The following is a 13,222-nucleotide window of genomic DNA, read 5'->3' as shown; positions in this document are numbered from 1 at the left end:
CACCTAATCCATTCGATGTAGGTCTGGGGGACGTTTGAGTAAAAAATTATTGAAATCTGGCATGATTGTTAGTGCTATGACGTTGATTTCTCGTGTTTTAGGTTTGGTTCGAGATGTAGTTGTTGCCAATTTAATGGGGGCAGGGACAAGCGCCGACGTTTTTTTCTTCGCTAATAAAATTCCTAACTTTTTACGCCGATTATTTGCTGAAGGTGCTTTTGCTCAGGCATTTGTTCCCGTACTTACCGAATATCAAGAAAAACATACATCGGATGAGACTCGAGAGTTACTCAGTAAAGTGGCGGGAACTTTAGGGCTGTTGGTGACCATTGTGACGCTTGTCGGTGTCATCGCATCCCCCGTATTGTCGGCCTTATTTGGTGGCGGCTGGTTTGTGGCTTGGCTTAACAATGAGCCCGATGGCGCCAAGTTTGAGCTGGCAACCGTTGTGCTTAAAATCACCTTTCCGTATTTATGGTTTATCACCTTTACCGCGTTAGCTGGGTCCATCCTAAATACTCGTGGGCGTTTTGCCGTATCAGCCTTTACCCCTGTATTCTTAAACGTGGCTATTATTGCGGCTGCAATGTTTTTTGCGCCGACGTCTTCTCAGCCTGAAATTACCTTGGCATGGGGGGTGTTCTGTGGTGGTTTAATTCAGTTTTTATTCCAGATTCCCTTCTTACTTAGAGAAAAGGCCTTAGTTAAACCGTCATGGGGCTGGAAACATCCTGGTGTCGTGAAGATCAGAACCTTGATGATCCCAGCGCTGTTTGGTGTGTCAGTCTCACAAATCAATCTATTATTCGATACCTTCATTGCCAGCTTCCTAATGACGGGCTCCATCAGCTGGCTTTACTATTCAGACCGCTTATTAGAATTTCCACTCGGTTTATTCGGTATCGCCATTGGCACCGTGATTTTACCTGCTTTATCGCGTAATCATGTGAATGCCGAAGGGGATGGCTTTGGTAAAACCATGGATTGGGGCATTAAGGCGATTCTTTTATTAGGATTACCCGCCATGATGGGGTTGATTGTGCTCGCTCAGCCCATGTTGATGGTGCTGTTTATGCGCGGGGCCTTCTCTATCCAAGACGTCGAGATGGCATCCTACAGCTTGATGGCTTATGGCAGTGGTTTACTCAGTTTTATGCTTATCAAAGTGTTAGCGCCTGGATATTACTCACGCCAAGACACAAAGACTCCTGTGCGTTACGGCATTATCGCCATGATCACTAACATGGGCTTTAACCTCATTTTTGCGATTCCCTTTGGTTATGTTGGCTTAGCGATTGCGACATCGTTGTCGGCTTTACTGAATGCGACCCTTTTATATCGCGGCCTACACAAAGCGGGTGTTTACCGAATTTCTAAGCCAACAGTGGTGTTTTTCCTTAAAGCCGTGGTTTCAACGGCCTTGATGGTGGTAGTCTTGTACTATTTCTTACCTACGCAATCCCAATGGTTGGAATGGCAGTTAGTTGGGCGTGCTAAGGCTTTGATTGGTTTGATTGCTGTTGGCGCTATGACGTATTTACTTGGCTTATTGGCGTTAGGAATTCGTCCTTGGTCAATGAAACGGGGAGTTTGATTGCTGATTCTTATCGTTAGCTGTTATATAATCAGCCGATTTGCGCTTGGCAGTTGTCTAAAGTTATGGAATTAATCCGCGGTATACATAACATTTTGTCATCTCACCATGGCTGTGTGCTGACGATAGGTAATTTTGATGGCGTGCATCGCGGCCATGCACAGGTGATTGCTAATCTGGTGCAAAAGGCCAAACAGCTCTCGCTACCGCCGACTGTGATGACATTTGAACCTCAACCACAGGAGTTATTCCGTGGTGAGAATGCGCCCGCGCGTCTGAGCCTATTGCGGGATAAAATCATCCTGCTCGATGAGTTAGGCGTTGAACGGTTAGTGTGTGTTAACTTCAATCGTGCCTTTGCAGATCAACCGGCGGAGCATTTCATCGAAGAACTGCTGGTGCGTAAACTCGGGGTGAAATACCTCGTCGTTGGCGATGACTTTTGCTTTGGTCAAGGCCGAAAAGGCAATTTTGAAATGCTGATGCAGGCGGGAGCTCGTTATGGCTTTACCGTGGTCAGCACTCAAAGTTTTATGGTGGGTTCGCAACGAGTGAGTTCGACCGCGGTAAGAGAACAATTGGCTAAAGGGAATCTAGAGCAGGCAAGACGCTTACTCGGTCATCCCTTTACCTTAAGCGGCCGCGTGGCCCATGGCCAAAAAATTGGTCGAACCATAGGTTTTCCTACCGCGAATATTGCCCTCAAGCGCAATGTGGTGCCCGTGCGCGGGGTGTTTGCGGTAAAACTCTATTGGGAAGATAGCGATATTTATGAAGGGGTGGCCAACATTGGCTTCCGCCCGACCGTAAATGGTCAAGTTTGTCAGCTTGAGGTGCATCTTTTTGATTTTGAAGGTGACATTTATGGCAAGCATGTTGAGGTTGAGTTAGTGGCAAAACTTCGCGATGAACAACCCTTTGATTCATTGGATGCACTAAAACAACAGATTTTGAATGATGCAAATGAGGCCAGAGCTTTATTTGGTAACGATGCAGGCTGATATTTATCAGTTTAATTAACGGTATAGGATCAATGAGCGACTATAAATTTACTTTGAATTTGCCGGAAACTGAGTTTCCGATGCGTGGTAATTTGGCAAATCGCGAGCCAGAAATGTTAGAGCGCTGGACGAAAGACGGTCTGTATCAGCAGATCCGTGATAGCCGAATTGGCCGCACACCTTTTATTTTGCATGACGGCCCACCGTATGCGAACGGCAGCATTCATATTGGTCACTCAGTAAACAAAATTCTTAAGGACATTATTGTTAAGTCAAAAACCATGTCAGGTTTTGACGCGCCTTATGTGCCTGGTTGGGATTGCCACGGTCTGCCAATTGAACTGAAAGTAGAGCAAAAAGTTGGTAAGCCTGGTCAAAAAATTTCTGCGGCCGAATTCCGTGAAGAATGCCGTAAATATGCGGCTGAGCAAGTCGATGGCCAACGTGCAGACTTTATTCGTTTAGGCGTGCTGGGCGATTGGCAAAAGCCTTATTTAACGATGGATTTTGCCACCGAAGCCAATATCGTACGCTCTCTATCAAAAGTGATTGAAAACGGTCACTTACATAAAGGTGTAAAACCTGTTCATTGGTGTACAGACTGTGGTTCTGCCCTTGCCGAAGCCGAAGTAGAATACGAGGATAAAACCTCTCCCGCTATTGATGTGGCCTTTACTGCGAATGATAGCAAAGCTGTTGCCGCTCAGTTTGGTGTAAGCGATTACTCACATCCTGTCGCTATGGTGATTTGGACTACTACACCTTGGACACTGCCTGCTAACCGCGCGTTATCTATCAGCCCAGAGCTGGATTACAGCTTGGTTGAATTTGTGAAAGAGGGCGCGATTCACGCAATTATTCTGGCCGACGTGTTAGTTGAAGCCTGTATGACGCGTTACGGCGCTGAGAGCCACAGCGTGTTAGGTAAAGTTAAAGGCGCAGCACTTGAGCTGGTTCGCTTTAAGCATCCATTCTTAGCCTTTGACGTACCTGCGATTTTAGGCGACCACGTGACGACTGACGCGGGTACGGGTGTGGTTCACACGGCACCTGGCCATGGTCAAGACGACTTCGTGGTAGGTCAAAAATACGGTTTAGAAGTGGCAAACCCAGTTGGTGATAACGGTGTTTACAAGCCAGATACTGAGTTCTTTGCCGGTCAACATGTATTTAAAGCAAACGACAATGTGGTTGCCCTGCTGAAAGAAAAAGGCGCGCTATTACACCATGTTGCGTACCGTCACAGCTATCCACACTGCTGGCGCCATAAAACGCCCATTATCTTCCGTGCTACGCCGCAATGGTTTATCTCAATGGATAACCACAACCTGCGTAAGCAAGCATTAGGTGAAATTGAGCAGACTCAATGGATCCCTGATTGGGGCCAAAGCCGTATCGAAAAGATGGTTGAGAATCGCCCTGATTGGTGTATCTCCCGTCAACGTACTTGGGGCGTACCAATTACATTATTCGTACACCGCGAAACCGAAGAGCTGCACCCAGACAGCGTGTCGTTAATGGCACGTGTAGCCAACCGCATTGAGCAGGAAGGCATTCAAGCTTGGTGGGATCTCGATGCTGCCGAATTACTGGGCGAAGAAGCCGAACAATACCGCAAAGTGACCGATACCTTAGACGTATGGTACGACTCAGGGTCAACCTTTGCTTCTGTGGTTGGTGCGCGTCCAGAGTTTCATGGTCATGGCGTCGATTTGTACCTCGAAGGTAGCGACCAACACCGTGGTTGGTTTATGTCATCATTGATGATTTCTACCGCCATGACTGGCAAAGCACCTTACAAGCAAGTGCTGACCCACGGCTTTACCGTTGATGGTAAAGGTCGCAAGATGTCTAAATCTATCGGTAACGTCATTGCGCCGCAGCAAGTCACCAACAAGTTAGGTGCGGATATTCTGCGTCTTTGGGTTGCTGCAACCGACTACAGCGGTGAAATGACCGTCTCGGATGAAATCTTAAACCGTAGCGCCGATGCTTATCGCCGTATTCGTAACACCGCTCGTTTCTTACTGGCGAACCTTAATGGCTTCGACCCTGCTAAGGATTTAGTGGCTGTAGAAGATATGGTGGCGTTAGACCGTTGGGCGGTGCGCCGCGCTGCAGCTCTGCAGCAAGAAATTATCGAAGCTTACGAGCAATATAATTTCCATATTGTGACGCAAAAGCTGATGCAGTTCTGCTCGGTTGAGCTAGGTAGCTTCTACTTAGACATCATCAAAGATCGTCAGTACACCGCTAAGCAAGAGGGACATGCCCGTCGTAGCTGCCAATCGGCGCTGTTCCACATCGCCGAAGCTATGGTGCGTTGGATTGCGCCAATCCTGAGCTTTACTGCCGATGAAGTGTGGCAATTACTGCCAGGCCAGCGTGATGCTTACGTGTTTACCCAAGAATGGTATCAAGGTCTGCAATCTATCACTTTAGATACTGATCTCAGCGATGCGTACTGGGAAAATCTGCTGACTGTGCGTAACGAAGTCAACAAGGTCATCGAGCAAGCACGCCGCGATAAACGTATTGGTGGTTCCTTAGAAGCCGAAGTCACACTGTTTGCTGATGCAGCCTTAACTGAACAGTTAACGCACATTGGTGATGAGCTGCGTTTCGTCCTGTTGACCTCTGAAGCCAAAGTATTGCCATTGGCGGATGCGACGAGTGATGCCGTTGAAACCGAACTGACGTCGTTGAAGTTAGTGGTCAGTGCGACTACCGCTGAAAAATGCGAACGTTGTTGGCACCACAGGGAAGAAGTGGGCACGATTGAGGCTCACCCAACGCTGTGCCATCGCTGCGTAACCAATATTGAAGGTGACGGCGAAGTTCGTCTGTTTGCGTAAAGGATCTGTATGCCATTAACTTGGAAAGACAGTGGCTTACGTTGGTATTGGGTAGTTGTATTGGTGTTTTTGGCCGATCAACTATCCAAACAATGGGTCTTAGCCAATTTTGATTTGTTCGAATCGGTGAAGTTATTACCTTTTTTTAATTTCACCTATGTACGTAACTATGGCGCCGCATTTAGCTTTTTAAGTGAAGCGGGCGGTTGGCAACGTTGGTTATTTACCCTAGTGGCCGTTGGTTTCAGTACTCTGTTGACAGTGTGGCTGCGCAAGCAATCGGCATCCCTATGGAAGTTAAATTTGGCTTACACCTTAGTGATTGGTGGCGCCTTAGGTAACTTAATCGATCGATTGATGCATGGTTTTGTGGTGGATTTTATCGATTTTTATTGGGGTAAAAGCCATTATCCGGCCTTTAATATCGCTGATTCCGCGATTTTTATCGGCGCAGTGCTGATCATTTGGGATTCGTTTTTTAACAGCAAATCCGAACAAGATAAAACCGAAGAGGTGAAGTAGTGACTGTGACACGTTCGTTATTGTGCCATATGAATATTGTGCTTGAAGATGGTTCGACCGCCGATAGCACTAAAGCCTCGGGTAAGCCTGCACGTTTAAATATCGGTGATGGTACTTTAAGCCCTGCATTCGAAGCGCAGCTTGCCTCCTTGAATGAAGGCGATAAGCACAGCTTTACGCTTGAAGCGGTTGATGCCTTTGGTGAGTCAAATCCCGATGCGATTCATTATATGGATAGAACCCGCTTCCCAGCCGATATGGAGCTAGAAGCGGGGGTCATCGTGAGTTTCGCCGGTCCTGGTGGCAGTGAGATCCCCGGAATTGTGCGTGAGGTTGCGGGCGATTCGATTACGGTCGATCTCAATCACCCTCTCGCGGGACGAACAGTCACATTTGAACTCGACGTGGTGAAGGTACTGTAAGATGAAATTAGATCCTACCAGCCCAAGTTTAAATATTATGCTGGCCAATCCTCGCGGCTTTTGTGCTGGTGTGGATCGCGCCATTAGTATTGTTGAGCGCGCGCTCGAGTTATTTTCGCCGCCAATTTACGTTCGTCACGAAGTCGTGCATAACCGCTATGTGGTGCAAAATCTGAAGGACCGCGGTGCCGTTTTCGTTGAAGAGTTAGACCAAGTACCGGATAACAATATTGTTATCTTCAGTGCGCATGGGGTTTCTCAGGCGGTACGCGCCGAGGCTAAGGCGCGTGGGTTGCGGGTATTCGATGCGACTTGTCCGTTAGTCACCAAAGTACATTTACAAGTGACCCGTGCGAGTCGCAAGGGAATTGAATGTATTTTGATTGGCCATGCGGGGCATCCTGAAGTTGAAGGCACCATGGGACAATATGATAACCCCAATGGTGGTGTTTATCTGATTGAGTCTCCAGCAGATGTCGATACTTTAGAGGTTCGCGATCCTAATAACCTCTGCTTCGTGACTCAAACGACGCTGTCGGTGGATGATACGCTCGATATCATCAGCGCCTTATTGAAACGCTTCCCGTCCATTGAAGGCCCGCGTAAGGATGATATTTGTTACGCGACGCAAAACCGTCAAGATGCGGTACGTAATTTATCCGCCGATGTGGATCTGTTAATTGTGGTCGGTTCGAAAAACAGCTCTAACTCTAACCGCTTGCGTGAATTGGCATTGAAAACCGGAACTCAATCTTATCTGGTTGATACCGCTGATGATATCGATTCATCTTGGTTTGAAAATGTGACAAAAGTTGCAGTGACCGCTGGCGCATCGGCGCCAGAAGTGTTGGTTCAACAAGTAGTTCAAGCGATTGCAAAATTAGCACCGAGTGTCGTCACTGAAGTTGAAGGGCGTAAAGAGGATACCGTCTTTGCCGTACCAGCGGAATTACGCTAGTTCATTCTAATCAATGTGATGAATAAAAAGAGGCCAATGGCCTCTTTTTTTATTATCAAAATTCACCAAATACAAACAAGGCATAATGGAATTAACGCTTATATGCTATTGTTACTGGCTACTTACATTTTACTCATCTATTATTAACTGCTAGCAATGTTTTTATCGTAAGATTAAGATTTAAAAGGGTAAATAGCTGAAAAGCTTGTCAAAAATATGACTAAATTCGAACGATTGACGCATAACAGAATTCAACGGGGCTCCTCTTTAATTGAAGTGCTTGTCGCATTGGTGATTCTAGTGATTGGCTTGATCGGTATTTTTAATTTACACATTGTGGCCAAACGCGGCAGCTTTGAATCTTTTCAGCAAACACAAGCCTCCTATTACGCCAATGATATTATCAACCGCATGAAGCTAAATCGAACGCAGCTTGCTAGCTATGATGGTGATTACGTTGGCTCTCAAACTGCTATTACGCCTGTATCGCCAGCGTGTGAAGGTGGGACTCTATGCACCCCAGCTCAATTGGTTGTTTGGGATTTATATGAGTGGCGCTCCGCATTTTCTGGGGAGAATGAAATTGTTGGTACTCAAAATGTGGGGGGATTGGATACGCCTACAGCATGCATAAAAGTTAATGGCAATTCTGTTTCAGTAACAATGACATGGCGTGGAATTAGTGAAACCAGCGATAATATAGGAAGCATCGAGTGTGGCACCTCGAGTAACAGACGACGTGTGTTTACTATTCAAACGGTGATTTAGATGATTTTTAGTGCAACAAAATTTGTCGTTTTGACTAGACAAGCAGGTATGTCGCTCGTTGAATTGATGGTCGCTATGGTAATAGGACTATTTTTAACAGCGGGTGTATTCACCATGTTCAGTATGTCGTCATCAAATGTCACTACAACGAGTCAATTTAACCAGTTGCAGGAAAATGGACGTATTGCATTAGCCATTATGGAGAGGGATTTAAGCCAGTTAGCTTTTATGGGGGATATGACGGGAACGGATTTTGTTCTTGGAGCTAATGCGTTTATTTCACCAGGAACGGTTGTTAATAATGATTGTAGTGGCGGAGGTGTCAACAACGCATCACTTCCTAATAATCAACCTGCCCATTTTCGTCGTTTATGGGGTTATGAAGAAGGGGTTAGTGGCCCGTCGTTCTCCTGCCTCAATTCGGTAAAATCTAATACGGATGTTTTACAAATCAAGCGCTTTATTGGGCCAAATTTACTTCCTGCGGCACTTTCTTCTTCTAGTTATTATGCTGCTGCTACTTCGAGCCAAGTGGTTTTTTTTAATGGTGGTGGTGCAGTCCCCATACTTGATAATGCAAGGTTTTGGGAGTATCAACATCATATTTATTATATTCGAGATGATGCAGATGGCATCCCTATTTTAAGACGTAGAACGCTTACGACTGGTAATGGAATGAATAATGAAGAGCAGCTAGTCGAGGGGATTGAAAATATTCGAGTTTCATATGGATTTGATAACGACGGTGATGATGTTCCCGATAGTTTTTTACCTGCGGAAGATGTGACAAATATGATGTGGGATAATGAGTTATTTCAACGTTTAGTGGCATTGAAGATCTATGTACTAGTTCGTTCAATACAAGAGGATATGACCTACACTAACGAGACAACTTATCAATTAGGTGATAAAGAAATAGCGAAACCCAGTGATCATTTTAGGCGTAAAGTTATGTCGACTACAGTTGTTTTAGAAAACCCTGTATTAATTCGGAGTTGATAGAATGACTTTCAGCAAACAAAAAGGAGTGGTGTTATTTTTTGCTCTTATCGTATTGATACTTATGACTCTCATTGGTGTTGCTCTGGCTGTTAATTCTACACAATCACTGCGTATGTCTGGGGCCGGTTCAGAGAGGATAGAAGCAAAAGCGTTAGCTGATGGCGGCATAGCTGCAGTTTTGGATGCAAAGACTAAAGCATTTTTAGCCACTATGACCGCGATTGATACAGGTAATAATTATTCAGGTGGGCATCAAGTGTTAACACCGCTACCACTTGTGGATGATGGTTCTGGTGCTTTGGTTGTTCAACCAAAGAATGTGTCGTGCCAACGAAGGGGGGACGCTAGCGGTACCGATTTATTCAAATGTCGCCGAGTTGAGATAGCGAGTCAGGTAGATTTTGGTCGCGACAATTTGGGACAAATAACGGTCGTTACAGGTGTTGAGCAAGAAGTGCTTAACGGGAGCGGGATATGAAGATTAATAAACTCATTTGTATACTTTTATTTTCAATGTTAGGTATACCTAGTCAAGGTTGGACTGATGACACAGATCTTTATTTGCTTCCCCCGCCAAACCAAGGCCGGAGTAAGGTATTAATTATATTTGATAACTCTGGCAGTATGGACACTATTGTAGAGGGAGCACCCGGTGGATATAAACCCAGTACTGAATATCCGCCAGTGGGAAGTTCCCATTCATATTCTGGACGAATGATCTATTTCACTATTGGGACTGGAATGGATGAAAGTTCTTTACCTGTTCCTGATAGTCCATCCGAATCTCGTCGATTTAATGAATTGATTAATGGTTGTGCCGCTGCTACAGCTGCGCTTAATACCTACGGACGTTTTACAGGGTATATTAGGGAATATAAAACAACTGGGCAGGACAAGGGAACTTGGCAACAAATTAAGGAAAACAGTGGTGCTGAGAAAAATAATCCAGTTGATTGTTGGGAGGATATAGAGGCTGAAAATACTTCTAATAATAGCAGTGTGACAGGTTACGCAACTGGTTATCCCCAAAACAGTGTTAAATCTGGGAATAATTATGTGCCCTTCGGAGGTACGTTAGCGAATGCTAAAGCAATGGGGTTTAATTCTGGAGAGTTGGTCACTCTTTATACCGATAATTACCTCAGATGGTACACCTTATACAAAGAGGGTCGACTCCCTGCTGATGATGAACCTCAATCGCGTTTAGAAATGGCTAAAGATGCAATAAGTGGGGTAATTAGCTCAATAGGCTCTGTTGATTTTGGTATGGCAGTGTTTAATATGAATTATCCTAATGAAGGAAACAGAGATGGTGGTCGAATTATTGCTGGAATTCGAAGCCGTACCTCGGCTGAAAAAGATAATTTAATTAGTACAGTGACGAATCTTTCCGCACAAACTAATACTCCATTATGCGAAACAATGTTTGAAGCATATCGATATTTTAGCGGTGGCCCTATTACCTTTGGACATTCGGATGATAACTATAATAGTGGTGGGATACACTATACCAAAAATAATCCTCCGTATGATTTGAGTATTGAAAATTCAGGTAATTATATTTCTCCAATGGATGTCTGTAGTGATGTTGCCTTTGTTATTTACATTACGGACGGCGCCCCTGTTTTAGATGAAAGCGCCAATTCATATATAACATCCTTAACAGCAAATGGTGTGCCAGCTGGTAATTATTCTCGCTATCAATATAAAGCTGCACAAGGTAGTACTCCAGCGAAGTCAAGTTATTTGCCTGCTTTAGCGAGTTATATGTATGAGAATGATTTATTGCCTAATACAGAGAAATACCAACGGGTAATAACTCATACTATTGGCTTTAGTTTAGGTGATGATTCTGAGGCTGAGCCTCTTTTAATCGAAACAGCAGCACGTGGGCATGGTCAGTATTTCAGTGCCGATAATACAGTTAATTTACAGGCAGCAATCGCTAATATAGTAGACACTATAACTAATGTGGGACAGCGATTTTCAGCACCAGGGGTCGCATTTAGTAATGCGGATCCAACACGAACACTTGATTCTGCTTATTACGCGTTATTTCGTCCATCTCAAGGCCCCAAATGGGCGGGAAACTTGAAAAAGCTTAAAATCAATTCAGCTGGCACTCTCATTGATGCAAATAATGCTCCTGCTATTAGTCGTACAGGAGGAATAGTGGATACCGCCTGTAGTTTTTGGAGTGATTGCTCGACTGCTCCTGACGGCAATAATGTACAGGAAGGAGGTGCTGCAAGGGCAATTACTCCGAATACGAGGAAGTTATTAAGTAATATTCAGAGCGATGGTGGAATTACAAATCTTACACTGAGTAACGCTTCTTTACATGCTGGAGGTGATACCCTATTAGCTAGCTATCTAGGTTTGCCGACCGATCCAACTGAAGTGCAAGCACAACTGACGAATGCATTTGAATGGATAAAAGGAAATAATGTCGACCGTGATGATACTGGAGCACTTACCTCAGATGATTATTCAGGAACTAGAGGCGATATCATGGGGGACCCAATGCATTCTCAGCCGCTAGCAATTGATTTTGGCGGTGATGGCTCGAATGTTAGAATTTTTGTAGGAACCAATCATGGGGTACTTCATTCTTTTAGGGATTCAGGTAATACCATCAGTGAAAGTTGGGCATTTTTACCCTATGAATTATTACCCAACACAACGACTCTTAGAGCAAATAGTTATGCCAATGGCCATAGTGTATATGGTATTGACGGCTCGCCAGTTGCGTATTTAGAGCGTTCTGCTTCAGGTTCTATCACCAAAGCATGGTTATTTATTGGAATGAGACGAGGGGGGCATTCTTATTATGCCTTTGATGTAACAAGCCCTGATGAACCTATACTTATGTGGAAAATCTCCAATGAGACTTCTGGATTTACAGACATGGGGCAAACTTGGTCTACACCTGTAGTAACTAAAGTTCCTGGGGTTGATGTACCGGTTGTTATTTTTGGTGGTGGATATAATTTAGGCTATGACGCTTCGACAGGAACTAATTCAGACGGGCGTAATGTATACATCGTAAATGCTACATCCGGAGCTTTAATCCATAGTTTTGGCGCTAGTGGAACGACTAGTTTGCCAGGTATTGAGGATAGTATTCCAGGTTCTATTGCTACTCTCGATAGCAACGGTGATGGGGTAACAGATCGATTATATGCTGCAGATCTGGGGGGTAACGTGTGGCGGATGGACATGCCTTCTTCTAACCCTAGTGAATGGAGTGGGTTTAAGTTTGCATCATTAGGAGGGAGCTTAAGTTCGGATGATAGACGTTTTTTCTATGAGCCTGTCGTAGCACAAACATCTTTTACTAATCTGACAGAAGTGACTACAACCACAGATACTGGTACTACTACAACTGTTACTCACCAGAATGTACCTTATGATGCAGTTACTTTAGGCTCAGGCAATCGAGCTGCACCACTTGGCAGTGCAGTAAGCGATATGTTTTTTGTGTTACAGGATAGGAATGTTGTTACTAAAACATTTGGAGGGAGTGGTGAGACTGTTCCGTCACCGTTAACATTAACAAATCTTTATAATGTAACGTCAGCAGCTCCGAATACTCAAGCAGAAAATATTGAGTTTGGTACCAAGCGTGGTTGGTATTACGACTTTTCATTATTAGGTGAAAAAAGTTTATCTCCTTCTGCAATAATTAAAGGTAAGGTTTACTTTACATCTTTTATTCCCGCTCAATCTAGCGGATCGTCAGGCACAAGTTGTTTAATAACATCAAATGGACGCTTGTACACTTTAGATTTACATAAAGGTGGACGATATTCTGCTGAATACATTGATGTATGCCAAGATTGTATACCTCAACCTCCGAAAATTATTACCCCACCTCCGCCTGAAGATAAACCAATATGTGATCCAAGTGCAGAGACGTGTGAACCGGATCCGGACCTTCCCCCTAAACCAGTCCTAGATCCTGATTGTGAAACATCTGCGGTGTTAATTATTGGTAGCGGCACGTGCGATGCTACGGGTCTGAATTGCACAGGAACGGTAAATTTAGGGGCCTGCTTAAGCACCAACAAAATTTATTATCATATTGATGAGTAAGAACA

General features: G+C 44.6%; 10 protein-coding genes. All 10 read left to right on the top strand.

The features are described from left to right. The first annotated feature begins 34 nt into the window (after positions 1 to 34). The 10 genes from murJ (at position 35) to K0H60_RS15665 (ending at position 13,217) form a co-directional block, all read left to right on the top strand. Positions 35 to 1,594 carry a murein biosynthesis integral membrane protein MurJ gene (gene murJ, locus K0H60_RS15710; RefSeq protein ID WP_220056301.1) on the top strand — a complete coding sequence of 520 codons (1,560 nt, stop codon included), beginning with the start codon at positions 35 to 37 and terminating at the stop codon, positions 1,592 to 1,594. 65 nt (positions 1,595 to 1,659) lie between these two features. Then, entirely contained in the window at positions 1,660 to 2,595 is a 936-nt protein-coding gene (gene ribF, locus K0H60_RS15705) for a bifunctional riboflavin kinase/FAD synthetase (RefSeq protein ID WP_023267621.1), read from the top strand. Positions 2,596 to 2,627: 32 nt separating this feature from the next. Beyond that, complete coding sequence (gene ileS / locus K0H60_RS15700) at positions 2,628 to 5,450, top strand: isoleucine--tRNA ligase (RefSeq protein WP_220056300.1); 2,823 nt, start codon at positions 2,628 to 2,630, stop codon at positions 5,448 to 5,450. Positions 5,451 to 5,459: 9 nt separating this feature from the next. Continuing rightward, positions 5,460 to 5,972, top strand: coding sequence for a signal peptidase II (lspA, locus tag K0H60_RS15695; protein WP_011623704.1), 513 nt, complete (start codon positions 5,460 to 5,462; stop codon positions 5,970 to 5,972). Further along, positions 5,972 to 6,394, top strand: a complete 423-nt coding sequence (gene fkpB, locus K0H60_RS15690) for an FKBP-type peptidyl-prolyl cis-trans isomerase (protein WP_220056299.1) — start codon at positions 5,972 to 5,974, stop codon at positions 6,392 to 6,394. Before lspA ends, fkpB begins: the two co-directional genes overlap by 1 nt. Before the next feature lies 1 nt (position 6,395). Further along, on the top strand, positions 6,396 to 7,352 hold the full coding sequence (gene ispH / locus K0H60_RS15685; RefSeq protein WP_220056298.1) for a 4-hydroxy-3-methylbut-2-enyl diphosphate reductase: 957 nt from the start codon (positions 6,396 to 6,398) through the stop codon (positions 7,350 to 7,352). A gap of 216 nt (positions 7,353 to 7,568) precedes the next feature. Next, on the top strand, positions 7,569 to 8,120 hold the full coding sequence (gene pilV, locus K0H60_RS15680; protein ID WP_220056297.1) for a type IV pilus modification protein PilV: 552 nt from the start codon (positions 7,569 to 7,571) through the stop codon (positions 8,118 to 8,120). Next, positions 8,121 to 9,119, top strand: coding sequence for a PilW family protein (locus K0H60_RS15675; protein ID WP_220056296.1), 999 nt, complete (start codon positions 8,121 to 8,123; stop codon positions 9,117 to 9,119). It abuts the gene before it with no gap. Positions 9,120 to 9,123: 4 nt separating this feature from the next. Beyond that, the gene (locus K0H60_RS15670; protein WP_220056295.1) at positions 9,124 to 9,600 is read left to right on the top strand and encodes a pilus assembly PilX family protein; all 477 of its coding nucleotides are present in this window, start codon (positions 9,124 to 9,126) and stop codon (positions 9,598 to 9,600) included. Further along, entirely contained in the window at positions 9,597 to 13,217 is a 3,621-nt protein-coding gene (locus tag K0H60_RS15665; protein ID WP_220056294.1) for a pilus assembly protein, read from the top strand. The genes K0H60_RS15670 and K0H60_RS15665 overlap by 4 nt, the downstream gene beginning before the upstream one ends. Positions 13,218 to 13,222: the final 5 nt, after the last annotated feature.

Source organism: Shewanella mangrovisoli (assembly GCF_019457635.1).
GTDB lineage: Bacteria > Pseudomonadota > Gammaproteobacteria > Enterobacterales > Shewanellaceae > Shewanella > Shewanella mangrovisoli.
This window is presented reverse-complemented; position numbering and strand designations above follow the sequence as displayed.